At 63.2% G+C, this 23,290-nt stretch carries 23 protein-coding genes; 14 read left to right on the top strand and 9 right to left on the bottom strand.

What is annotated here, in order from left to right; translation table 11 throughout:
- The 7 genes from hisD (at position 1) to ROSMUCSMR3_RS13585 (ending at position 7,989) form a co-directional block, all read left to right on the top strand.
- Entirely contained in the window at positions 1 to 1,302 is a 1,302-nt protein-coding gene (hisD, locus tag ROSMUCSMR3_RS13615) for a histidinol dehydrogenase (protein ID WP_081507644.1), read from the top strand.
- 133 nt (positions 1,303 to 1,435) lie between these two features.
- Complete coding sequence (locus ROSMUCSMR3_RS13610; RefSeq protein WP_037245879.1) at positions 1,436 to 2,482, top strand: rod shape-determining protein; 1,047 nt, start codon at positions 1,436 to 1,438, stop codon at positions 2,480 to 2,482.
- Positions 2,483 to 2,513: 31 nt separating this feature from the next.
- Positions 2,514 to 3,443, top strand: coding sequence for a rod shape-determining protein MreC (mreC, locus tag ROSMUCSMR3_RS13605; RefSeq protein WP_008279233.1), 930 nt, complete (start codon positions 2,514 to 2,516; stop codon positions 3,441 to 3,443).
- A complete protein-coding gene (locus ROSMUCSMR3_RS13600) occupies positions 3,436 to 3,975 on the top strand; it encodes a rod shape-determining protein MreD (protein WP_198385524.1) in 540 nt (179 codons plus the stop codon). Before mreC ends, ROSMUCSMR3_RS13600 begins: the two co-directional genes overlap by 8 nt.
- Positions 3,972 to 5,915 (top strand): penicillin-binding protein 2, encoded by a 1,944-nt coding sequence (gene mrdA, locus ROSMUCSMR3_RS13595; RefSeq protein ID WP_008279235.1) that lies wholly within the window; start codon positions 3,972 to 3,974, stop codon positions 5,913 to 5,915. The genes ROSMUCSMR3_RS13600 and mrdA overlap by 4 nt, the downstream gene beginning before the upstream one ends.
- Positions 5,912 to 7,051, top strand: coding sequence for a rod shape-determining protein RodA (gene rodA, locus ROSMUCSMR3_RS13590; RefSeq protein ID WP_008279236.1), 1,140 nt, complete (start codon positions 5,912 to 5,914; stop codon positions 7,049 to 7,051). Before mrdA ends, rodA begins: the two co-directional genes overlap by 4 nt.
- Positions 7,052 to 7,056: 5 nt before the next feature.
- On the top strand, positions 7,057 to 7,989 hold the full coding sequence (locus ROSMUCSMR3_RS13585; protein ID WP_081507643.1) for a 2-hydroxyacid dehydrogenase: 933 nt from the start codon (positions 7,057 to 7,059) through the stop codon (positions 7,987 to 7,989).
- 10 nt (positions 7,990 to 7,999) lie between these two features.
- Here the strand turns inward: ROSMUCSMR3_RS13585 and ROSMUCSMR3_RS13580 are convergent, their stop codons facing one another.
- Genes ROSMUCSMR3_RS13580 through pncA form a run of 3 tightly spaced genes read right to left on the bottom strand, consistent with a single transcriptional unit; the run spans position 8,000 to position 10,005 of the window.
- Entirely contained in the window at positions 8,000 to 8,785 is a 786-nt protein-coding gene (locus tag ROSMUCSMR3_RS13580) for an SseB family protein (RefSeq protein ID WP_081507642.1), read from the bottom strand.
- On the bottom strand, positions 8,778 to 9,365 hold the full coding sequence (locus ROSMUCSMR3_RS13575) for a uracil-DNA glycosylase family protein (RefSeq protein ID WP_081507641.1): 588 nt from the start codon (positions 9,363 to 9,365) through the stop codon (positions 8,778 to 8,780). Before ROSMUCSMR3_RS13575 ends, ROSMUCSMR3_RS13580 begins: the two co-directional genes overlap by 8 nt.
- Positions 9,366 to 9,408: 43 nt before the next feature.
- Entirely contained in the window at positions 9,409 to 10,005 is a 597-nt protein-coding gene (gene pncA / locus ROSMUCSMR3_RS13570) for a bifunctional nicotinamidase/pyrazinamidase (RefSeq protein ID WP_081507640.1), read from the bottom strand.
- A gap of 175 nt (positions 10,006 to 10,180) precedes the next feature.
- Between pncA and ROSMUCSMR3_RS13565 the strand changes: the two genes are divergently transcribed.
- Together ROSMUCSMR3_RS13565 and ROSMUCSMR3_RS13560 are read left to right on the top strand one after the other, a co-directional pair.
- Positions 10,181 to 10,570, top strand: a complete 390-nt coding sequence (locus ROSMUCSMR3_RS13565; RefSeq protein WP_237183450.1) for a hypothetical protein — start codon at positions 10,181 to 10,183, stop codon at positions 10,568 to 10,570.
- Between the two features lie 75 nt (positions 10,571 to 10,645).
- Positions 10,646 to 11,560: a rhodanese-related sulfurtransferase gene (locus ROSMUCSMR3_RS13560; RefSeq protein ID WP_081507639.1), complete on the top strand. Its 915-nt coding sequence runs from the start codon at positions 10,646 to 10,648 to the stop codon at positions 11,558 to 11,560.
- A gap of 274 nt (positions 11,561 to 11,834) precedes the next feature.
- Here ROSMUCSMR3_RS13560 and plsY read toward each other — a convergent pair whose 3' ends face one another.
- From plsY to ROSMUCSMR3_RS13530, 6 genes are all read right to left on the bottom strand, one after another.
- On the bottom strand, positions 11,835 to 12,443 hold the full coding sequence (gene plsY, locus ROSMUCSMR3_RS13555) for a glycerol-3-phosphate 1-O-acyltransferase PlsY (protein ID WP_081507638.1): 609 nt from the start codon (positions 12,441 to 12,443) through the stop codon (positions 11,835 to 11,837).
- Positions 12,434 to 13,720, bottom strand: coding sequence for a dihydroorotase (gene pyrC / locus ROSMUCSMR3_RS13550; protein ID WP_081507637.1), 1,287 nt, complete (start codon positions 13,718 to 13,720; stop codon positions 12,434 to 12,436). Before pyrC ends, plsY begins: the two co-directional genes overlap by 10 nt.
- Positions 13,717 to 14,148: a hypothetical protein gene (locus ROSMUCSMR3_RS13545; RefSeq protein WP_217521276.1), complete on the bottom strand. Its 432-nt coding sequence runs from the start codon at positions 14,146 to 14,148 to the stop codon at positions 13,717 to 13,719. Before ROSMUCSMR3_RS13545 ends, pyrC begins: the two co-directional genes overlap by 4 nt.
- 158 nt (positions 14,149 to 14,306) lie before the next feature.
- The gene (locus tag ROSMUCSMR3_RS13540) at positions 14,307 to 14,726 is read right to left on the bottom strand and encodes a hypothetical protein (RefSeq protein WP_050775721.1); all 420 of its coding nucleotides are present in this window, start codon (positions 14,724 to 14,726) and stop codon (positions 14,307 to 14,309) included.
- 20 nt (positions 14,727 to 14,746) lie between these two features.
- The gene (locus tag ROSMUCSMR3_RS13535; protein WP_081507635.1) at positions 14,747 to 15,277 is read right to left on the bottom strand and encodes a hypothetical protein; all 531 of its coding nucleotides are present in this window, start codon (positions 15,275 to 15,277) and stop codon (positions 14,747 to 14,749) included.
- Positions 15,274 to 16,218, bottom strand: coding sequence for an aspartate carbamoyltransferase catalytic subunit (locus ROSMUCSMR3_RS13530; RefSeq protein WP_037296930.1), 945 nt, complete (start codon positions 16,216 to 16,218; stop codon positions 15,274 to 15,276). Before ROSMUCSMR3_RS13530 ends, ROSMUCSMR3_RS13535 begins: the two co-directional genes overlap by 4 nt.
- Positions 16,219 to 16,397: 179 nt before the next feature.
- Between ROSMUCSMR3_RS13530 and ROSMUCSMR3_RS13525 the strand changes: the two genes are divergently transcribed.
- From ROSMUCSMR3_RS13525 to ROSMUCSMR3_RS13505, 5 genes are all read left to right on the top strand, one after another.
- Positions 16,398 to 17,201 carry a uracil-DNA glycosylase gene (locus ROSMUCSMR3_RS13525; RefSeq protein WP_081507634.1) on the top strand — a complete coding sequence of 268 codons (804 nt, stop codon included), beginning with the start codon at positions 16,398 to 16,400 and terminating at the stop codon, positions 17,199 to 17,201.
- Positions 17,201 to 17,818, top strand: coding sequence for a LysE family translocator (locus ROSMUCSMR3_RS13520; RefSeq protein WP_198385618.1), 618 nt, complete (start codon positions 17,201 to 17,203; stop codon positions 17,816 to 17,818). Before ROSMUCSMR3_RS13525 ends, ROSMUCSMR3_RS13520 begins: the two co-directional genes overlap by 1 nt.
- A gap of 4 nt (positions 17,819 to 17,822) precedes the next feature.
- Complete coding sequence (gene moaB, locus ROSMUCSMR3_RS13515) at positions 17,823 to 18,365, top strand: molybdenum cofactor biosynthesis protein B (RefSeq protein WP_008279251.1); 543 nt, start codon at positions 17,823 to 17,825, stop codon at positions 18,363 to 18,365.
- Between the two features lie 105 nt (positions 18,366 to 18,470).
- The gene (locus tag ROSMUCSMR3_RS13510; RefSeq protein WP_081507632.1) at positions 18,471 to 19,922 is read left to right on the top strand and encodes an efflux RND transporter periplasmic adaptor subunit; all 1,452 of its coding nucleotides are present in this window, start codon (positions 18,471 to 18,473) and stop codon (positions 19,920 to 19,922) included.
- Positions 19,923 to 19,927: 5 nt separating this feature from the next.
- Positions 19,928 to 23,278, top strand: a complete 3,351-nt coding sequence (locus ROSMUCSMR3_RS13505; RefSeq protein WP_081507631.1) for an efflux RND transporter permease subunit — start codon at positions 19,928 to 19,930, stop codon at positions 23,276 to 23,278.
- The last annotated feature ends 12 nt before the right edge of the window (positions 23,279 to 23,290 follow it).

Here is a 23,290-nt window from a genome sequence, read left to right as displayed (position 1 = left end):
ATGCCAATCACGCTTGACGCCACCGCGCCCGATTTCGAAGCCCGCTTTGCGGAGTTGCTCAGCGCCAAGCGCGAAGACAGTCCCGATGTAGACGATATCGTCGCGGGCATCATCGCGGATGTGCGGCAACGGGGGGATGCAGCAGTGATTGCATTGACCGAGCGCTTCGACCGTGTCGCGCTGACACCTGAAACGCTGCGCTTCTCGCCCGAGGAAATCGTGCAGCTTATTGGCGAAGTGCCCCCCGCTGAGCGGGACGCGCTGGAACTTGCGGCAGAGCGCATCCGCGCCTATCACGCGCGGCAGATGCCCGAGGATGCCAGCTGGACCGAAGAGAGCGGCGCCATGCTGGGCTGGCGTTGGACACCGGTCTCGGCGGCGGGGCTTTATGTTCCCGGTGGCTTGGCCTCTTATCCTTCCTCCGTGCTGATGAACGCCATTCCCGCCAAGGTGGCTGGGGTGGAACGGCTGGCGATCGTCGTTCCCACGCCAGATGGCAAGGCGAACCCGCTGGTGCTTTTGGCCGCGCAGATCGCGGGCGTAGATGAAATATACCGCATTGGCGGCGCACAGGCGATTGCAGCGCTTGCCTATGGCACCGAGAGCATTGCCCCGGTGGACAAGATCACCGGACCCGGTAATGCCTTTGTCGCCGCCGCCAAGCGCCGGGTGTTTGGCAAAGTGGGCATCGACATGATCGCTGGTCCCTCTGAAATCCTTGTGATTGCGGACAGGGGGCAGAACCCAGACTGGATCGCGCTCGACATGCTGAGCCAAGCTGAACATGACGAAAGCGCGCAAGCCATCCTGATCACGGACGATGCCGAGTTGGCCGAAGCGGTCAGCGCCGCCATTAACCGCCACCTCGAAACGCTGGAACGGCGCGCCATCGCAGGGGCAAGCTGGCGCGACTACGGCGCGATTGTTCTGGTGCCCGACATGGCCACCGCAGCCACCCTCTCGAACCGCATTGCGCCAGAGCATTTGGAGCTGTGCGTGAGCGATCCTGACGCCTTGTCGGCGCAAATCACTCATGCCGGAGCGATCTTTCTCGGGGCGTGGACGCCTGAGGCGATCGGCGATTACGTCGGTGGCCCCAATCACGTTTTGCCGACTGCGCGCTCGGCCCGGTTCTCGTCTGGTCTGTCGGTCATGGATTTCCTAAAGCGCACCACTTTGGCCCGGATGACACCGGAAGCCCTGCGCGCCATTGGCCCCGCCGCCGAAACCCTGGCCATCTCCGAGAGCCTTGAGGCGCATGGCCTATCGGTGCGGGCAAGATTGGACCATCTCAACGGCTGAAACGGCGATTTGACGCCGGTTGGTCCGAAACTGCCCCTTTCGCCCCTGCGGCACGCCCACTATAAGGACAGATGCCCCGGACCCCCGAGTCGCGGGGCTCATCATTATTTCGGGCGACAGGGCACAGGCGCATATGTCTATATTTGATAGGATTCCCAGTCTGTTTTCATCAGACATGGCGATTGACCTGGGCACGGCCAACACGCTGGTTTACGTCAAGGGGCGCGGGATCATCCTGAGCGAGCCTTCGGTTGTGGCCTATCACGTCAAGGACGGAGTTCGCAAAGTGCTGGCCGTGGGCGAGGATGCCAAGCTGATGTTGGGGCGGACCCCCGGCAGCATCGAGGCCATAAGGCCGATGCGCGAAGGTGTGATCGCCGACTTTGACACCGCCGAAGCGATGATCAAGCATTTCATCCGCAAGGTGCACAAGCGTTCAACCTTTTCCAAGCCCAAGATCATCGTCTGCGTGCCGCACGGGGCGACACCTGTGGAAAAGCGCGCGATCCGGCAATCAGTGCTCTCCGCAGGTGCGCGCCGGGCGGGTTTGATCGCAGAACCCATTGCCGCCGCTATTGGTGCCGGCATGCCGATCACAGATCCCACCGGGAACATGGTGGTTGATATCGGCGGCGGCACGACCGAGGTCGCGGTGCTCAGCCTTGGCGATATCGTCTATGCGCGCTCGGTGCGTGTTGGGGGCGACCGGATGGACGAGGCGATCATCAACTATCTGCGTCGCCAGCAAAACCTGCTGGTGGGTGAATCCACGGCTGAGCGGATCAAGACCAGCATCGGCACGGCCCGTATGCCCGACGACGGGCGCGGCACGTCGATGCATGTGCGCGGGCGTGACCTGCTCAATGGCGTGCCCAAGGAAATCGAGATCAGCCAAGCGCAGATCGCCGAGGCGCTTGCCGAACCCGTACAACAGATTTGCGAGGCGGTGATGACCGCGCTTGAGGCGACACCACCCGATCTGGCGGCGGATATCGTAGACCGAGGCGTGATGCTGACCGGCGGGGGCGCGCTTTTGGGCGATCTTGATCTGGCGCTGCGCGAACAAACCGGGCTGGCCGTATCCATTGCGGATGACAGTCTCAATTGCGTGGCACTTGGCACTGGCAAAGCGCTTGAGTTTGAAAAGCAGTTGCGCCACGCGATTGACTACGACAGCTGAACCACCCACCTTTGCCTAAAAGGGGGATTTCGTGGCGAGAGACCGCGGACAAGGCGAGGATTACAGTGGCCCGCTGAAGCGCCTGCTTCTGGGGGTTCTCCTATTGTGTCTGCTCGGCATCTTCCTGGTCTGGCGGATCGACAGCCCGCGGGTCGAAAGATTTCGCGCGCAGGTGGTGGATCGGGTCGTGCCCTCATTCGACTGGGCGATGGCACCGGTCACCGGGGCGGTGAATATCTTGCGCGATTTCCAGAGCTATCAGCGCATGTATCAGCAAAATCAGGATCTACGCCGCGAGTTGCAACAGATGAAAGCGTGGAAAGAGGCCGCGCTGCAGCTGGAGCAGGAAAACGCGCGCCTCTTGGACCTCAACAATGTGCAACTTGACCCGCGCCTGACATTTGTGACGGGCGTGGTCATGGCCGACAGCGGGTCGCCCTTTCGGCAATCCGTCTTGATCAACGTGGGCGCGCGCGATGGCATCAAGGATGGCTGGGCTGCGATGGACGGTCTGGGGCTGGTGGGGCGGATTTCCGGCGTCGGGCGGAACACTGCGCGGGTAATCCTGCTGACCGACACCTCGAGCCGGATCCCCGTCACGATCCAGCCCTCGGGACAGCGTGCGTTGATCATTGGCGACAATTCCATCGCTCCGGTGGTTGATTTCGTTGAAGCCCCGGATCAGGTACGCCCCGGCGATCGGGTGCTGACCTCGGGCGATGGCGGGGTGTTTCCGGCGGGCTTGCTGGTCGGTCAATTGGCCGAAGATCCCGGCGGGCGGATGCGCGTGCGGATCTCTGCAGATTACGAGCGGCTGGAATTTCTGCGCGTGCTGCGCAGTTACGAGAACGAGCGCCTGACCGACCCCGGACGGCTGATTTCCCCATCAAGCCTGCCCGGCAGCGAGAATCCCGAGACCGCCCCAGATGCGACCGAAGCGGCGGAGGCTGAGAATGGTTGATGCGCTCTTGCCTCGTGCCTGGGTCATGCGTGCGCTTTATCTGGCGCTTTGTATTGCCCTGTTGTTTCTGCATCTTTTGCCGTTGGCGCATACGCCTCCGAAATGGGCCGGGCCCGATCTGGTGATGGCGCTGACCTTTGCTTGGGCGGTGCGCCGGCCTGACTATGTGCCGGTGCTGTTGGTTGGGCTGGTGGCACTTGGACTTGATCTTATGTTGCAGCGCCCACCGGGCCTGTGGGCGGCACTGATGGTAATCGGCACGCAGACCCTACGCAATCGTGCATCCGCATTGCGCGATCTGACATTTGCGGCAGAATGGGCCTCGGTCGCCAGTTCCATGATCGTGATGACCGTGGCGAACCGCGTTATCTTGGCCATTCTGATGGTGGATCAGGCACCCCTTGGCCTGAGCCTTATGCAACTGATGTCAACCTTGATCGCCTATCCTGCCATCGCCTTTCTGTCACATGCCCTGTTTGGTGTGCGGAAACGTGCGCCCGGTGATCTTGATCCTGCGGGGATGCGGCCATGAGGCGCCCGCCCCGCGATACCGCCGAGAGCCAGCGTCGGATCACCCGGCGCGGGCTGGTCGTGGGCGGGCTACAACTGGGCGTGATGGGCGCGCTTGCGCTGCGCATGCGGTATATGCAGTTGGAACAGGCCGATCAGTTCCGCCTCTTGGCTGACGAAAACCGCATCAACATTCAACTGATCCCCCCCACGCGCGGGCGGATTTTTGACCGCGAAGGTCGGATCATCGCCGAGAATGTGCCCAGCTACAGGATCACCATGATCCGCGAACAGGCGCGGGACGTGGACGAGGTGATCGCCCGGCTGGCGCGTTTGGTCGAGTTGGACCCCGGAGAGCTGGAAAAGGCCCGTCGCGAGTTAAAAGAGCTGCGTGGCGATACCCCTGTGACAGTGGCAGATCGTGTCACCTGGGAGGATATCAGCCGGGTTGCGGTCAATGCCCCTGCCTTACCCGGGGTTCATCCAGAGGTGGGGCTGTCTCGCCGCTATCCGCTGCGGGATGATCATGCCCATGTGGTGGGCTATGTCGGGCCAGTCAGCGACCGCGATCTGGATCGGATCGACGCGCCAGAACAGCTTTTGCGCTTGCCTCGTTTCCAGATCGGCAAGATCGGGCTTGAAGCGCAGCGTGAGAACCTCTTGCGTGGCTCTGCGGGCACGCGACGGGTTGAGGTGAACGCCGCCGGGCGCGTGATGCGCGAATTGGACCGCCAAGAGGGGCAACCCGGCTCGGATATCCAGTTGACGCTCGACAACGAATTGCAAACCTATGCCAATGCCCGCCTAGATGGCGAGAGCGCCGCCGTGGTGATGATCGACTGTGAGACAGGCGATATTCTGGCCTGTGCCTCTTCGCCCAGCTACGATCCCAACCTCTTTGTGCGTGGTATCTCGGTTGCGGATTATCGCGCCTTGCTGGACGATCCCTATCGCCCCCTGCCCAACAAGGCAGTGCAGGGCATCTATCCTCCGGGCTCTACCTTTAAGATGGTGACAGCGCTTGCGGCGCTTGAGGCGGGGGATGTTTCGCTTCAGGATACGGTCTATTGCCCCGGCCATCTGGAAATCAGTGGCCGCCGCTTTCACTGCTGGAAACGCGGCGGGCACGGCAACATGGACCTCCACCTTTCGTTGCGCGAAAGTTGCGACGTCTATTACTACGAACTCGCCCTGCGGACCGGTATCGAGAATATCAGCGCGATGGCCGAGAGGCTTGGTCTTGGGGTGCAGTTCGACCTGCCCATGACCAGTGTTGCCAAAGGGTTAGCACCGACCCGCGAATGGAAAGTGGCCAATCGTGGCGAGCCGTGGGTTGTGGGGGACAGCGCCAATGCCTCGATCGGACAGGGGTTCGTGCTGGCCTCGCCGCTGCAACTGGCAGTAATGACCGCACGTTTGGCCACCAGCCGAAGCGTGACGCCCCGACTGGTCAAATCCATCGACGGAGTCGAGCAGCCCTCAGGCCATGGCGAACCTATGGGCCTGAACGAGAACCTTCTGCGCGAGGTGCGGCGCGCGATGTATGCCGTCACCAACAGCAACCGTGGCACCGCCTATCGCAGCCGCATCATCGAGGATGCCTTTCGCCTTGCGGGCAAGACCGGCACAAGCCAGGTGCGCAACATCTCGACCGGTGAGCGGGCGACAGGCGTGCTCAGCAACGATGCCCTGCCCCGCGAACAGCGCGATCACGCGCTTTTTGTCAGCTTTGCACCCTATGATGCCCCAAAATATGCCGTGGCAGTTGTGGTGGAACATGGCGGCGGCGGTTCAACGGCGGCAGCACCGATTGCCCGCGACATCACCCTTCAAGCGCTCTATGGCGAGGACCCACCGCTGGCCGCCTATCCCGAGGCAGACCGCCCCCGGATCAAGGCACAACAGGAAAAACTGCGCGCGGCCCGCTCTCGACCGACACCAGAGGACAGCGACCGCGCATGAGCTATCTCGAGCACTCCATCAAGACAGCCCCGTCTGGCGCACGCAAGATCCTGTACCTCAACTGGCCACTGGTGCTCTTGCTCTGCACTGTTGCGGGCGTGGGATTTCTGATGCTCTACTCGGTTGCGGGCGGGAACCTGTCAATCTGGGCAGAGCCGCAAATGAAACGCTTTGCCCTCGGGTTGGCGGTGATGCTGATTGTGGCCATGGTCCCAATCTGGTTCTGGCGGAACATGTCGCTGCTTGCCTATCTCATTTCCCTGGCCCTGTTGATTGCCGTGGCGCTGGTCGGGGTGGAGGGCAAGGGCGCACAGCGCTGGATCGACCTTGGGTTTATGCGACTTCAGCCCTCGGAATTGGTCAAGATCACGCTCGTGATGCTATTGGCCGCCTATTACGATTGGTTGCCGATGTCGCGGGTATCGCGGCCCATTTGGGTGTTGATCCCGGTGGGGCTGATCCTGACCCCGGTGGCTCTCGTGCTGCGTCAGCCTGACCTTGGCACCTCGATCCTGCTGTTGGCGGCAGGAGGGGTGGTTATGTTTGTGGCGGGGGTGCATTGGGCCTATTTCGCCACGGTCATCCTCGCGGTGGTCGCGCTTGTGTTTGCAGTGTTCGAAAGCCGCGGCACAGACTGGCAACTGCTTGAAAATTATCAATATCGCCGGATCGACACCTTTCTCAATCCCGACAACGATCCACTTGGCGCGGGCTATCACATCACCCAATCCAAGATCGCGCTTGGCTCTGGCGGCTGGACCGGGCGGGGCTTTATGCAGGGTACGCAATCGCGGCTCAACTTTCTGCCAGAGAAGCATACGGACTTTATCTTCGTGACCCTTGCCGAGGAATTCGGTTTTATCGGCGGGATTTCCATTCTGGGACTTTATACGCTGATCCTGGTGTTCTGCGTCTCTGCGGCGTTCAGTAACAAGGACCGCTATTCATCCCTGCTTATCCTAGGGGTCGCGATGACGTTTTTTCTGTTCTTCGCCGTTAATATGGCGATGGTCATGGGCCTTATGCCCGTGGTCGGGGTGCCGCTGCCACTGGTCAGCTATGGCGGATCGGCGATGCTTGTGCTCATGGTCGGTTTTGGCCTTGTCCAGAGCGCGCATATTCACAAACCAAGGTAGGACAAATGACACCCAATATTCTTTTTGCTGCTCGGCCCGAGCAGTGGGACATCTATGAAAACCCTTTGAAATCAGCCCTCTCTGAGGCAGGTATCACGGCGAACCTCGCGCTTGATCTGCCACCCGAAGAGGTGGATTACATGATCTACGCGCCCAATAGCGCGGTGCAGGATTTTACCCCCTATACGCGCCTCAAGGCGGTTCTGAACCTCTGGGCTGGGGTAGAGAATATCGTTGGAAATCAAACGCTAAAGGTTCCGTTGGCGCGGATGGTCGATCATGGGCTGACGCAAGGGATGGTGGAATGGGTCACGGGCCATGTGCTGCGGCATCATCTGGGGATGGATGCGCATATTCTTGGGCAGGACGGGGTCTGGCGCAAGACCATCCCCCCTCTGGCCGAGGATCGCCCGGTTACCGTGTTGGGGCTGGGCGTTCTGGGGCAGGCCTGCGCCAAGGCGCTGCGCGGTCTTGGGTTTCCGGTTACGGGCTGGAGCAGAAGCCCGCGCGAGGTGTCGGACATCGCCTGTCTTTCGGGGGATGATGGGCTGCTCAAGGCGTTGCAAAGCGCTGAAATCCTTGTGCTTTTGCTGCCTTTGACAGCTGAGACCGAAAACCTTTTAAACGCCGAACGGCTGGCCCTTCTGCCAGAGGGCGCGATGATCGTGAACCCTGGACGCGGGCCACTGATAGACGATGATGCGCTTTTGGCTGCGTTGGACGCAGGGCATATCGGACATGCCACGCTGGATGTGTTCCGGGTAGAGCCGTTGCCGCCCGCGCATCCCTATTGGGCGCATCCACGTGTGACGGTAACGCCGCATATCGCCTCTGAAACGCGGGCCATCACGGCGGCGCGGGTGATCATCGAGAATGTCCAGCGCGGTGAGGCAGGTGAGCCGTTTTTGCATCTGGTGGATCGCAGCAAAGGGTATTGAACCCAGCTAACTATCTGAGAAGTGGCGGTTTATCCGGGTCAGAGCCGGGTGCCGCGCGGACCGTTGGCCGGGGCGGTTCGGGCAGATCAAAGCGCAATCCGCAGTGTGCCAGACATGCCGCGACCGGATCGGAGGCGGCAAAGAAGGCCACATCAAGTGCGGCCGCCTCGAGCCCCGAAAAGATCAGCACCTCGGACACGGCACGGGCCAAGGCGCTTTGCGCCTGCGGGTCCGCCCCGACAAAGCCCAGCAAATGCCCCTGCGCACCGGTGTCATAGGTCACGCGGGCGAGATAGGCGAGGTCCGCGAGCCCTGCCATCGTGGCCAGTCGCGCATCGAGTGCAATCAAGAGGTTTTCGGGCAAGCCTTTGGGCGCGCTTAGCTTTTCCGGCTTCGCCTCGATCTCTGAGGGGGCATCGGAGAGGGTTTCGGCCAGCCAATCCACCGCCTCTGGCGGAAGCAGGATGGAGGAAGGTGCCACGTCGAGATTGACACCAAGGCCCACCCCCTGCCCCGCCAGCATGGTCACGATACTGCGCCCACTGAGTGCCGCGTAGGGCACGATGCGGCCTGCGAATTGCGCCAAGCGGTCTTCGCGATCAAACACGAGAACGAAAGAATGATATGATAAATCAAATACTTCCGGGTCGAGTTGGTCGCCCTCCACCTCGGATTTGAGCAAGAGATACAGCTCGCTTGCCACCAAGGTCTCGTAAAACCGCAAGCGGGCGGTGGCGTCCTCGGGGGCGGCCTCCATCGCGGCATGGGCGATGTCGAGCGGGGTTAGGTCAGTCATGGATAACCCTTTGAATTTGTGCGCGTAATTCCGGCAGAACGTCGGCCTCGAACCACGGATGCTTCTTGAGCCAAGCGGTATTGCGCCACGAGGGATGCGGCAAGGTGAAAATCCGCGGTGCATGGTCGCGCCATGCCTGAACGGTTTGAGTTACACCGGTCTTGACGCCCAAGTGATACTTGTGGGCATAGCCGCCGACAAGCACGGTTAACCTCACGTTTTCAAGGGCTTGCATGACGCGCTCATGCCATGTGCTGCCACAGATGCGCGGCGGCGGCAGATCTGATCCCTTGGCATCGTAGCCCGGAAAGCAAAAGGCCATTGGCACGATCGCGACGCGGGATTTATCGTAGAATTCACAGGCACTTAGCCCCAGCCAATCGCGCAGCCGGTCCCCCGAAGGATCATCAAATGGCTTGCCCGACTGATGCACCCGCAGCCCCGGTGCCTGTCCGGTGATGAGCAGTCGGGCGGAGGGGCTGAACCATGCCACCGGGCGGGGCGCATGCGCGGTATGCGTGGCTGCGAACCGCTCCGCGCAGAGGCGACAGGCGCGGATCTCGGCGGTGAGGTCGGACATGACGAACCTTACGTTTTGTAAGGTGATTTTGTAAGGTTGGCCCTCATAAGAGGGTAACCCCCGCCGCCGTCATCCCCGCCTCTGCCGCAGCCAGTGATCCGCCAAGGTCGATGCCGCGCGCCAGATCGCGCCGGACGGTGACGCGGTAGCCCAGCCGGGCGGCGTCGAGCGCTGAGTAGTTGACGCAGAAATCGATGGCGAGGCCGACCATGGTGAGGTCGGTGATACCGCGCGTTTGCAGATAGCCATGCAGCCCGGTCGGGGTGGCGCGGTCATTCTCGAAAAACGCCGAATAGCTGTCGATGGCGGGGTTATACCCTTTACGCAGAATGAGGTCGGCGCGCGCTGTGTTCAGATCTTGGTGAAAGGCGGCCCCATGGCTGCCCTGAACGCAATGGTCGGGCCAGAGCACTTGGGGGCCATAGGGCATCTCGGTCATTTCATAGGCAGATTTTCCGGGATGCGAGGACGCGAAGGAAGAATGGCCCGAGGGATGCCAATCCTGTGTGAGGATCACTGCCGGGAATTCCGGCATGAGGGCGTTGATGCCGGGCACGATCTGATCCCCCTCTGGAACGGCGAGCGCACCACCGGGGCAGAAATCATTTTGCAGGTCGATCACAATGAGGGCAGATGTCATGGCATGGCTCCTTCAAGCGCAGAGGTAAGGGCCATGGAAACGGGCGTCAATCACCTCGCGCCGTCTATTCTGCCGCGTGCCGACCGGTGTGATACCCTCAAAGTTGCCCCTCAATGCAGAACATGCCAGTCTGAACGCAACTATTCCGGATCGTCATTTTCAGCAGGGGAAAAACATGAAACGCATTCTAGCCATGATTTTTGGGGCATGTCTGACCGCATCGCCCAGTGTCGCGCAAGAGTTGATCGCGGAATATTACACCTCTCTCGGGGTCGAGGATATGCGGAATTCGCAAGGGCAACGATTGGGGGATTTCTGCGCGGTTGTTCAGCAAGACCGGGCAAATTTTCACCGCTTTGGTATCCGCCATGACGGCGATCAATCGGACCCGGTCTTTGCCTCGCGCGAGATGCGCGCCCGAATTGCCGGGCGCTGTCGCATCATGCCCGGTTCTGAATATCTGCCCGAGTGGGTGCTGACAGGGCGGAGCCGCTATATCTGGGTGCGGGTTTATGGAATTGGCGGCCAGCCGACAGAGCTTTTGATCTCGGAAGGGGCGGGGTGACGCGCGGCCCTTGCAGGCCAAAAGCGTCGGAATGCCCTCTTGCGAGGGCCTGCGCGGGGGCGTAAATCGCGCGGCATGTACAAGATTGCAGCCCTCTATCATTTCACCCGCTTTGACGATCCCGCCGCCGTGCAGGGGCCGTTGCAGGCGCTGTGCGACGCGGAAAAGATCAGCGGGTCGCTCTTGCTCGCGCGCGAGGGCATCAATGGCACGATTGCCGGGCCTGCGGCGGGGATTTCTGCTGTGCTGGCGCATATCCGCGCCCTACCCGGCTGCGACGGTCTGGAATGGAAGGAAAGCGCGGCGGCAACGCAGCCCTTTCGCAGGATGAAGGTGCGGCTGAAGAAAGAGATTGTGACCATGGGGCAGCCGGATGTCGATCCGCGCGCGCGGGTCGGGCATTATGTTGAGCCTGCCGGATGGAATGATCTGATCCGCAGTCCGGATGTGGCGGTGATCGACACGCGGAATGATTACGAGGTGGCGATTGGCTCCTTTGAGGGGGCGGTTGATCCGCAGACGGCGACATTCCGCGATTTCCCGGCGTGGTGGGAGGAAAACAAGCACCGCTTTCACAACAAGCGGATCGCGATGTTCTGCACGGGGGGCATTCGCTGTGAGAAATCCACCAATTACCTTTTGGGACAAGGGGTTGAGGAGGTCTATCACCTCAAGGGCGGTATTCTGAAATATCTCGAAGAGGTGCCGGAAGCGGAGAGCACGTGGCGCGGGGAGTGTTTCGTGTTTGATGGGCGCGTGTCGGTGGGGCACGGGCTGAAAGAAGGGCCGCATCGGTTGTGTCATGCCTGTCGGCGGCCGATCCTGCCTGCCGATATGGACCGGCCCGAGTATGAAGAGGGCGTCGCCTGTCATCACTGCGTGAACGAGACCAGCGACGAGGACAAGGCGCGGTTTCGTGAGCGGCAAAAGCAGATGGGTCTGGCCGAGGCGCGGGGCGCGCGGCATATCAAGATTGTTCACGAAGGGTGAGAGGCGGTGCCTCTTGTCGCAAGCTGCGCGGTGCCCGACCGCCGGGTGGGCGCAGCAACAGAAGTGATGGGCACTTTATGCCTGCCAACTCTTCCGCCTTCTCGCTGAGGAGATACGTTGCAAAAGCGCCCGCCCGAGGGGGCGGTCGGGCGCTGCGCGGCGGTGCCTGCGGCACCTTGATCCCGCGCGACGGTGATTGGGGCGAATGTCCGTTAAACCCCCCCGCGCGGAACAAGGCGCGAAGCGCCGCCGCGCGGATCGCTGGGCCGTCCCCCTACCCCTTTTGCCCGATCCGGGGTTCTGTGCCCGCCTTGATCCGGGCGATATTGTCGCGGTGCCGCCAGAAGACCAGCAGCGATAGCACGAAGGCCAGAAGCATGCCCGTGCCGTATCCCAGCACCACCATCCAGCCGGTCGAGAGCGCCGCCGCCATGATCGCGGCCTTGGACGAGACCCGCGTGACCAGCGCCGTCACCAGCCATGTGGCGCAGCAGGCCAGACCCACGGGCCATGCGAGGGCAAGGAAAATTCCCAGAAAGGTTGCAACCCCCTTGCCGCCGCGAAACCCGATCCAGACCGGGTAGCAATGGCCAATAAAGGCGCTGAGCGCCGCCAGTTGCGCCGCATCCTCGCCGGCCATGGCACGCGCCAAGAGCACCGCCACAGCCCCCTTGCCACCATCGAGAAGAAGGGTGAGCGCAGCGGCGGTTTTGTTGCCGGTGCGCAAGACATTCGTGGCCCCGATATTGCCCGATCCGATCTCGCGCAGGTTGCCAAGCCCCATGACCCGCGCCAGCACCATGCCAAAGGGGATGGAGCCCAAGAGATAGCCGATCACGGCCCAGAGGATCAGCAAAGTGGTGGTGGTTTCGATCAGGGGCATGTGTCGGCCTCATATACGCGGGTGCCTGCGACATAGGTCGCGCAGACCTTACCTTGCAGGCGCGCGCCATCAAAGGGGGTGTTCTTGGATTTTGACCGGAGCGCGAAGCGGTCGAGCACGAAGGGTTTCATCGGATCAAAAAGCACCAGATCGGCAGGCGCGCCGATGCTGAGCCGCCCCGAAGCCAGCCCCAGACGTTTGGCAGGGTTGAGCGACATGGCGCGAAAGAGGGCGGGCAAATCGAGCGCCTCGGCATGGTAAAGCCGGAGTGCGACGGGCAGCAGGGTTTCAAGCGCCACGGCACCGCTCGCCGCTTCTTCGAAGGGCAGGCGTTTGGATTCTTCGTCCTGCGGCGTGTGCATTGAGGAGATGATGTCGATCAGCCCTTCGCGCAGCGCCTCGATCACCGCTTGGCGATCATCCTCGGAGCGGAGCGGCGGTTTGAGTTTGAAGAAGGTGCGGTAATCCGACACGTCGAGTTCATTGAGCGTGAGGTGGTGGATGGACGTGCCTGCGGTGATGTCGAGCCCGTTCTTCTTGGCGCGGGCCAAGGCGGGCAGCGCGCGGGCGGTGGTGATCTGGTCGGCGTGATACCGCGCGCCGGTCATTTCCAAGAGGGCGATGTCGCGGTCGAGCCCCATCCGCTCGGCCATGGGCGAGACGGCAGGCAGGCCGCGCAAGCTCGCGAATTTGCCAGAGGTGGCCGCCGCACCGGCGCTTAGGCCGGGATCTTGGGGATGGCCGATGACGAGCGCGCCCAGACTGCGGGCATAGGTCAGCGCGCGGCTGAGAACCTTGGTATCGCTGACCACATGGTCGCAATCGGTAAAGGCCACGGCCCCTGCGTCCATGAGAAAGCCGATTTCGGTCATCTCGCGGCCCTGTCGCCCCTTGGTCAGGGCCGCCATCACCAGCACATTGACCGGCGCGGCCTCATTGGCGCGGCGGGCGACGAATTCCAGCACCTCGGGGCTGTCGATGGCGGGGGATGTATCGGGGCGCGTGACCATCGTGGTCACACCGCCCGCCGCCGCCGCAAGGCCCGCAGAGCGATAGCTTTCCTTGTGCCGCTCGCCCGGTTCGCACACCTTGACGCCGATATCGACGATACCGGGGGCAAGGCAATGGCCGCTGCAATCCATCACGACCTCGGCCTGCGGTGGGGCATCCGTGCCGCGCGCGGCAATCACGCCCTTGTCGATCAGGAGCCAGCCGGGAGCATCCGTTCCTGCCTCGGGATCAATCAGGCGGGCGTTTGTGAAAAGGGTTTGGGTCATACGGTTACTTTCTTTCGACTGCGGATCAGATCCCGCAGCAATTCGCGCGTCTCAGCCGCGTTCTCAACTTTCATCAGTCTTACGTTCATCCAGCCCGTATCGGGCCGTATCAAGACAACGTCGTGCCCCCATCCACGGACATGGCTTAAATCCGCGATGGAAATATTGGGCCGGTTGTTGAAATGAATGGCGGATGCCGTGATCGCCCACTCTCGCCCAGCGTTCCATCGCATACGGCGATAGAGGACGGGCACGCCGAACAGGAAGAAAAGAAAAAGCGCCATCGTCTTTCCCCAGAACCGATCCAGGCGCTCGGGCGCGTTCTGCGAAATGTACAGCCACCCAAGAAAAAGGATAAACAGGCCAGCCACGATTTCGAGCGCGGTTCGCCAAAGCGGCGGGACATAAGAATTGCTGGCCCCGCGCAAGAGGATGTCTTGCGGGTCAAGATGCGCGTCCCACCGCGACCCCTCGCTCATCCCGCCACCCAGACCATGACCACGGTCAGGGCGGCGATCACCAGAAGGGCCAACATCGCGATCTTGCCGGACATGCGTGGGTCTTTGGGTTCCTGCATCCTGTCCTCTTATAGTCCTGCGGCGGCGCGTATCCGCGCCTCGGTGCCGGCGCGGTCGGCCTGATATTTGATCAGGTGCTTGTCGCCCGTGGCGGTGATCACCTGCACGGCGCTGCCCAAGCCCCGGACCGTCTTGATCTCTGAGAGCCGCACAACGCGGGTTTGGGGGCCAAGGAGCCGCCGGTCGGTCAGATCCCAGCGTGCCTTCAATTCATCCGAGGCGACATAAAACCCCCGCACGGCAATCGCGGCAAGCCCGCCCACGGCCCCGGTCCAGACATGCGGATTGCCAATAGCCCAAAGGATCGCCATGCCAAGCGCCATGGCCCCCGCCGCAAGCCAAGCGTGGTCACGGCGATAGGCGGCACGGTCGGGGTGAAAGCTTGTGATCACGTGCTCACCCTCTGCCAGCGGGGTGGTGGGGGTCATGGAATGAATGAGCCCCTCGCTCATAGTTTCACCGCAAGGCCAATGGCGACGGCCGCGCCGATGGCCATGAGCGCCAGCACGGCAAAGGCCATGAGCCGCAACCGCCCCGCACCCTGCGGGCGGGCATTGGCGCGGGGGGTGAGCAGGCCCTCGGCGCTGCCGGTAGGCAGGGGGGTGAAACGCACCGGCACCACCTCTTCGGAAAAGCGCGCAACAAGGCGCAGGGGGGCATGCGGGCGCATTTCCTGAGCGCGCCCTTCAAAAGCGCGTGAGGGCAGGATCAGCACGCGACCCTTCAGGCCATTGACCTGCGGCTGCATGGGCGAAAGTTCAGCGGCGGCGATGCCATGCCCCTCGGCCAGATAATCGGTGAGCGTCATGCCTTGCAGATCCGCCAGATCGAAAAGCTCGATTTCCGACGTCTTGAGCGGGCCTGCGCCCAGCGCGGCAAGGATGGCATCATCGGCATGGGGGTTGGCGCGATCCTCGTCCACGGCAAAGAGGCGCACGACATGCGCCTCACCGGCGGGGATGCGCAGAACCGTGCTCATGCCGCCGCCCGGCGGGCGCGCAGGTTGCGCGCCAGAAGGTCCATCGCGGCCATGCGCACGGCGACGCCCATCTCGACCTGATCCTGAATGACCGAGCGGTTGATGTCATCGGCAATCTCGCCGTCGATTTCAACGCCGCGATTCATCGGGCCGGGATGCATGACGATGGCGTCGGGCTTGGCATGGGCCAGTTTCTCGGCATCGAGCCCGTAGCGGTGGTAATATTCGCGCTCTGACGGGATAAAGCCGCCATCCATGCGTTCCTTTTGCAGCCTCAGCATCATCACCACATCAGCGCCCTCTAGCCCGCGGCGCATGTCGTCATAGACTTCGACGCCAAAGGCGTCGATGCCAGCGGGCATGAGCGTGGGCGGGCCGATGAGGCGGACGCGGTTTTCCATCCGGCCCAGCAACAGGATATTCGAGCGCGCGACGCGGCTATGCGCGATGTCGCCGCAGATGGCGATGGTCAGCCGGTGCAACCGCCCTTTGGCGCGGCGGATCGTCAACGCATCCAAGAGCGCCTGAGTGGGGTGTTCATGCCGCCCGTCGCCCGCATTGAGCACCGCGCAGCGCACCTTTTGCGCCAAGAGGTCGACCGCGCCGGAATGGGGATGGCGCACCACCAGAAGATCGGGGTGCATGGCGTTGAGCGTGAGGGCGGTATCAATCAGGGTTTCGCCCTTTTTGAGGCTGGAGGCCTGCATCGCCATGTTCATCACATCCGCGCCAAGGCGCTTGCCTGCCAGCTCAAAACTGGCCTGTGTGCGGGTGGAATTCTCGAAGAACATATTGATCTGCGTGAGCCCCGCCAAGGCATCGCCATGTTTGGTGGCGCTGCGGTTGAGGGTCACGTATTCCTCGGCCAGATCAAGGATCGCGGTGATATCCGCCGGGGATAGCGGCTCGATCCCCAGAAGATGCGCGTGTGGAAATGTCATGCCGCCCTCCAGAGCCGTTCCGCCCTGCTTTGTAAGACCGCAGGTGTCGCAGGGCAAGGCGCGGATTGCGCGCAGGTGATTGCCTTTCATCGTTCTGCAGATACTCAAATTCCCGACGGGCCGAAGCTGCGCGATCATGGCTCTTTCACCGGGGCGCGCCACGGGGTAGCGTCTGGCGCATGGAATCGATGCTCAGCCCCCATGATGCCTTGGCCAGTCTGATCTGGCAGATCGAGCTTGGCGCGACCGAGGCGATTGGCGATGCGCCCATCAATCGGTATGAGCTGCCCGAGAAAGTCGCAAAGCCTGCGGTGGTGCCCAAGACAGAGGTCAAACCCGCCGCGCTGACAGCGCCAAGCCTAGGCGCGGGCGTTGATCCGGTAGAGGTTGCGCGCGCAGCAGCGGCGGCGGCCATGGATTTGGAGGGGCTGCGCGCGGCCCTTGGGGCCTACCCGCATTGCGACCTGCGGCGCGGGGCGCGCAATCTGGTGTTCGGCGATGGCAATCCTGCGGCGCGGGTGATGATCATCGGTGAAGCGCCGGGGCGAGATGAGGATCAGCAGGGCAAGCCCTTTGTCGGTCGGGCGGGGCAATTGCTGGACCGGATGGTGCAGGCGATTGGGCTGAGCCGTGGGGCGCAAGCGCCACAAGACGCGGTCTATATCACCAATGTTCTGCCGTGGCGCCCCCCCCAGAACCGCGATCCGAACGCAGAGGAAATCGCCATGATGCGGCCCTTTGTGGCGCGGCATGTGGGATTGGTGAATCCGGCGGTGATCGTGCTGATGGGCAATATCAGTTGTGAGGCGGGATTGGGCCAACGCGGGATCACACGGCTGCGCGGGCAGTGGGCCGAGGCCTATGGCAAACCGGCCTTGCCGATGTTTCACCCGGCCTATCTCTTGCGCAACCCTGCGGCCAAGCGCGAGGCCTGGGCGGATTTATTGGCACTCAAGGCGCGGTTGCGGGAGGCGGGCGCGTGATCGTCGATCCTTTGACCCTTTTGGCGTTCATCCCGGCGGGTCTTGCGCTGAACCTTACGCCGGGGGCGGATATGATGTTCTGCCTCGGTCTTGGGTTGCGGTCGGGGCCACGTTCGGCGCTGGCGGCAAGTGCCGGGATTTCGGCGGGGGGCATAGTACATGTGACCCTTGCGGGGCTGGGGTTGGCCGCCGCGATTGCCGCCTTGCCGGTTCTGCTCGACATTATTCGCTGGCTGGGGGTGGGCTATCTCTTGTGGCTGGCTTGGGGCGCGCTGCGGATGGGGCCGATGCGCCCGGATGCGCCTGCTTTGGGCGTGGCCCGCGCCTTTCGAGAGGGGATGCTGGTGAACCTGCTCAATCCCAAGGTCATTCTTTTTGTGCTGGCCTTTGTGCCGCAATTCATCGACCCGGCGCGCGCGATCCTGCCGCAGTTTCTGATCTTTGGTCTGATCCTTGCGGTGGGCGGGTTTGTGATCAATGGCGCGGTCGGGGTTTTTGCCGGAGGGTTGGGGCGTCGATTGGCCACCTCGCCGAGGTTCACGCGCGGGCTGGGCCTTGCCTCGGCCACCATCTTTGCGGCGTTGGCCGCGCGCCTCGCGTTCATGCAAAGGAGTTGATCCCATGTCCCGTATTGACGAGAGCAAGGAGTTCATCCCTGTCCGTATCGCGGTTCTGACCGTATCGGACAGCCGCGATATGTCTGATGATCGCTCGGGCGATACGTTGGTCGCGCGGATCGAGGAGGCGGGGCATATCCTCGCGGATCGCATGATCGTGCGCGATGAGCGGGATCAGGTGGCCGAGCAATTGCGCGAATGGATTGCCGATCCTGAGGTTGATGTGGTGATTTCAACGGGCGGCACGGGTCTGACGGGGCGCGATGTGACGGTTGAGGCGCATCGCGATGTCTATGAGAAGGAAATAGACGCCTTTGGCACGGTCTTTACCATTGTGTCGATGCAGAAGATCGGCACCTCTGCGGTGCAGAGCCGCGCCACGGGAGGCGTGGCGGGGGGCACGTATTTGTTTGCGCTGCCCGGAAGCCCGGGGGCGTGCCGGGATGCCTGGGACGAAATCCTGAAATATCAGCTCGATTATCGGCATCGGCCCTGCAATTTTGTGGAGATCATGCCGCGACTTGACGAGCATAAGCGCCGGAAGTGACGGGCGGCGGCGTATGACCTGTGCGCCCGGCTTGGCATTCTGTAGGTCGGGGTTACATTACAGGGGTCAGCCCGTCTGCAGGGCCGGTTCAAGAGGTTGCGCACTATGCGGTTTTTGCGTCAAGGGCTGATCGGGCTCTTTCTGGTCTCGCTCACCTTGGGCCTGCTGGCCTATGCCGGACAGACCGTTGTCAGCGCGGTGCAAGAGCGTATGGCACGCGAGGTGCGGGTGCCTGAGCGCAATGAGCGCAGTTTTACCGTGCGCACGGTGCGCGCGGTTGAGGCCGAGATCGCGCCCACCCTGACCGCCTTTGGCCAGATCGAAAGCCGCCGTACGCTGGAAATTCGCGCGCAGGCAACGGGGGTGATCACAGAGTTGGCGCCCGAGTTTGTCGAAGGCGGCATGGTGCGCGCCGGGCAGTTTCTGGCGCGGATTGATCCCGCCGATGCCCAGAGCGCGTTGGAGCGGGCACGCACCGACCTGATGGATACCCGCGCCGAGGCGCGCGAGGCGGCGCGCGCGCTGGAACTGGCGCGCGACGAGTTGACCGCCCGGCGCGAGCAGGCCGATATTCAAGACCGTGCCTTGGCGCGGCAACGTGATCTGGAGGCGCGCGGCGTGGGCACGCTGACCGCTGTGGAGAGCGCCGAATTCAACGTGGTGCAGGCGCGTCAGGCGGTGCTGGCCAGCCGTCAGGCGCTGGCCTTGGCCGAGGCGCGGATAGATCAGGCGGCAACCGCCACGGCGCGTGCCGAACTGGCGCTGTCCGAGGCGGAGCGGCGGTTGGCCGAGACGCGGATCACCGCCGGATTCACCGGCACGCTGAGCGAGGTGAGCGTGGTTGCGGGCCGTTTGGTGGCGGCCAATGAGCAACTGGCGCAATTGGTGGATGGCACGGCGCTGGAAGTGGCGTTTCGCGTCTCGACCGCGCAATATGCGCGGCTTTTGGATGAGAGCGGCGGGTTGATTGACGCGGTGGTGACGGTGACGCTGGATACCGGCGGGGTGAATCTGAACGCGGTGGGGCGGATCACGCGGCAGGGCGCGGCGCTGGCCGAGGGCGAAAGCGGGCGGCTGATCTTTGCCACGCTGGAGACGGCACCTGCGATGAAGCCCGGCGATTTTGTAACTGTCAGCGTCGAGGAGCCGGTGTTGGCGGCCGCCATTCGCCTGCCTGCCACGGCGCTGGGGCCGGATGGGCAGGTGTTGGTGATTGATGCCGAAGAGCGGCTGGAGGCGGTGGCGGTCACGCTTTTGCGGCGGCAGGGCAATGACATTCTGGTGTCGGCGCCGGGATTGGCGGGGCGCGATGTGGTGGCCGAGCGCACGCCGGTTCTGGGCGCAGGGATCAAGGTGCGCAAGCTGGAGAGCGCCGAGGCCGTGCCAGAGGCGGGCACTGTCACCCTCAGCCCAGACAGGCGCGCGCGGCTGAGGGCCTATGTTGAGGCCAGCACCGATATGCCCGAAGAGGCCAAGCGCCGCCTTTTGGCGCAGTTGGAACAGCCCGAGGTGTCGCTGAGCACGGTGGAACGGCTGGAACGCCGCATCGGGGGCTGAGCGGGATGGCGGGGCTGATTTCATGGTTCACGCGGCACCGGACGGCGGCCAATCTGTTGTTGGTGCTGATGGTGGCCTTGGGGCTGATGGCCTTGCCGAAAATGCGGGCGCAGTTCTTTCCCGATGTGGTGATCGACAATGTAAGCGTGTCGGTCGCATGGGAGGGGGCAAGCGCCGAAGATGTGGACGGCGGCATCGTGCAGGTGCTGGAACCGGCGCTGTTGGCGGTTGAGGGGGTCGAAGCGGCCACTTCGCTCAGCCGTGAGAATAGCGCGCTGGTCACGCTGGAATTCGAGCCGGGCTGGGATATGGGCCGCGCGGCGGATGAGGTGCAGGCCGCGCTTGATATCATCACCACCCTGCCCGAAGAGGCCGATGAGCCGGTGGTCCGACGCGGGGCATGGCGCGATCAGGTGACGGATGTGGTGATCACCGGGCCGGTCGGCACCGAGCAACTGGCGCGGCTGGCGGATGAGCTGGTCACGCGCCTGTTCGATGCGGGCGTGACCCGCACCACGATCGAGGGCGTCGCGGCCCCTGAAACGGTGATCGAGGTGCCGGGGCAAGCGTTGATTGCCCACGACATCACCATGGCCGAGATTGCCGCCGCTATCGCCGCCGAGATCACCACCGATCCGGCAGGGGATATGACCGGGGCCAATACGCGCCTGCGCACCGGCACGCAGAAACGCAGCGCCCGCGATATTGCCGCGATCACCCTGCGGATTGCCCCCGATGGCAGCGCGCTGACAGTGGGCGATGTGGGCCGGGTGCGGGTTGAGGGCGCGACGCGGGCACTGGCCTATTATGTGGGCGAGGCCCCGGCGATGAGCGTGCGGGTGGACCGCTCTGCGCGGGGCGATGCGCTCGATATTCAGGCCGAGGTGCAGCGGGTGGCTGACCGCATGGCCGACACCCTGCCCGAGGGCGTGAGCATCGACCTGATCCGCACGCGGGCCGAGGCGATTTCCGGCCGGATTGCGATGCTGGTGGAAAATGCGCTGACGGGTTTGGCGCTGGTGGTGGGGCTGCTGTTTTTGTTCCTCAATGCCCGCACCGCATTCTGGGTGGCGGCGGGGATTCCGGTGGCGATGCTGGCGGCGATGGCGTTCATGTACGCGGCCGGTCTGACGCTCAACATGATTTCGCTGTTCGCCTTGATCATCACGCTGGGGATCGTGGTGGATGATGCCATCGTGGTGGGCGAACATGCCGATGCGCGGCATCGTCGCCTGCGCGAGCCGCCGATGGTTGCGGCGGAGCGTGCCGCCGCGCGCATGGCGCTGCCGGTCTTTGCCGCCACGCTGACCACGCTGATTGCGTTTTTCGGGCTGGCGGTGATTGGCGGGCGGTTCGGGGATCTGATCTATGACATTCCCTTTACTGTGATTGCCGTGCTGGTGGCGAGCCTGATCGAGTGTTTCCTGATCCTGCCCAACCATATGGCCCATGCGCTGGCCCACTCCGCCCGCGAGCATTGGTATGACATTCCAAGCCGGGTGGTGAACCGGGGGTTCCGCGTGTTTCGCGACCGTGCCTTTCGCCCCCTCATTGGCTGGGTGATCCGGGGCCGCTATGCGGTGTTGGCGGCGGCGGTACTGCTGTTGGCCACGCAAGTGGCGAGTTTCGTGCGCGGCGATGTGACATGGCGGTTTTTCAACGCGCCCGAGCAGGGCAGTGTCACGGGCAATTTTGCCATGCTGCCGGGGGCCACGCGCGAGGATACGCTGGCACAGATGCGCGCGTTGCAGCGCGCCGCCGAGGAGTTGGGCGCGGAGTATGAGGCCGAGCATGGGGCAAACCCGCTTGCCTATGTGGTAGCGCAATTGGGCGGCGCTGCGGGGCGCGGGCTTTCGGGGTCGGACACGCGCGAGGCGGATTTGCAGGGGGGGATTTCCATCGAGTTGATTGATGCCGATCTGCGGCCCTATTCCAGTTTCGCCTTTGTCGCCGATCTGCAAGAGCGGGTGGTGCAGCATCCCCTGACCGAAACGCTGAGCTTTCGCGGATCGCGGGCGGGGCCGGGGGGCGATGCGCTGGATATCCAGCTTTATGGCGCGGAGGCGGAGCAGCTCAAATCCGCCGCCGAAGCGCTGAAGGCGGCATTGGCGCGGTATCCGGAGGTGTCGGGGCTGGAGGATTCGCTCGCCTATGACAAGGCCGAGTTGATTTTGGACCTGACACCGCAGGGGTCCGCGCTTGGCTTTACCATCGACGATTTGGGGCAAACCCTGCGCAACCGGGTGAGCGGGATCGAGGCCGCCACCTACCCGGACGGGCCACGGTCGGCAGAGGTGCGGGTTGAACTGCCCGAGGGCGAGTTGACCGCCGATTTTCTGGAGCGGATGCAATTGCGCACGCCGGGCGGGCAATATGTGCCGCTGGTCGATGTGGTCAGCGTTGAGGCGCGCACCGGCTTTGCCTCGGTCCGGCGGGAAAACGGCCTACGGCTGGTGACGGTGACGGGCGATATCTCCGAGGATGACCCCGCGCGCGCCGCCGAGATTTCCCGCGCGCTGGAGGCGGAAATCCTGCCCGATGTCGCGGCGCGCTATCAGGTGGAATACCGGCTGGCGGGGCTGAATGAGCAAGAAAATGAATTCATGGCCGATGCGCGGCTGGGGCTGATGGCAACCCTTTTGGGGGTGTATCTGGTGCTCTCGCTGGTCTTTGCCAGTTGGACCCGGCCCATGGTGGTGATGGCGATCATCCCCTTTGGTCTGGTGGGCACGATCTGGGGCCATGCGCAATGGGACGTGCCGCTGTCGATGTTCACAGTGGTGGGATTGCTGGGCATGACGGGCATCATCATCAACGATTCCATCGTTTTGGTCACGTCGATAGACGAGCATGCCAAGACGCGCGGGCTGATCCCGGCGATTATCGAGGGCACCGCCGACCGGCTGCGCGCGGTGGTGCTGACCACGCTGACGACGGTTCTGGGGCTGGCCCCGCTGCTTTTTGAACGATCCACACAGGCGCAATTCCTGAAACCTACGGTCATCACGCTGGTTTACGGTTTGGCCTTTGGCATGATTTTGGTGCTGTTGGTGGTGCCTGCCCTTTTGGCCATCGGGCAAGACCTGTCACGGCCTGTGACCGCGCTTCGGCGGGGATTGCGCGGGCGGCGCGCCGGGTTGCAGGGGGTGCTGGGGGCAGCGGTGGCGATGGTGCTGGGCTGGTTCGGGGCGACGATGGGATGGGTCGTGGTGACAGGGGATTTGCCGGGGCTGCTGGCGGGGATGATACCGCTGCCGCCGATGGGCGCTGCGCTGGTGCTCTTTCTGTTGGGCAGCGCGCTTGGTCTCGTGCTGGTCTATCTTGCCACTGCGTTGCGCCGCCCGCGCAGCGCTTGAACGCTCTTGCAC

It is taken from the genome of Roseovarius mucosus (genome assembly GCF_002080415.1).
Lineage (GTDB): Bacteria > Pseudomonadota > Alphaproteobacteria > Rhodobacterales > Rhodobacteraceae > Roseovarius > Roseovarius mucosus_A.
Note: the sequence above shows the minus strand (reverse complement) of the source record. Positions and strands in the feature narration are given on the sequence as shown.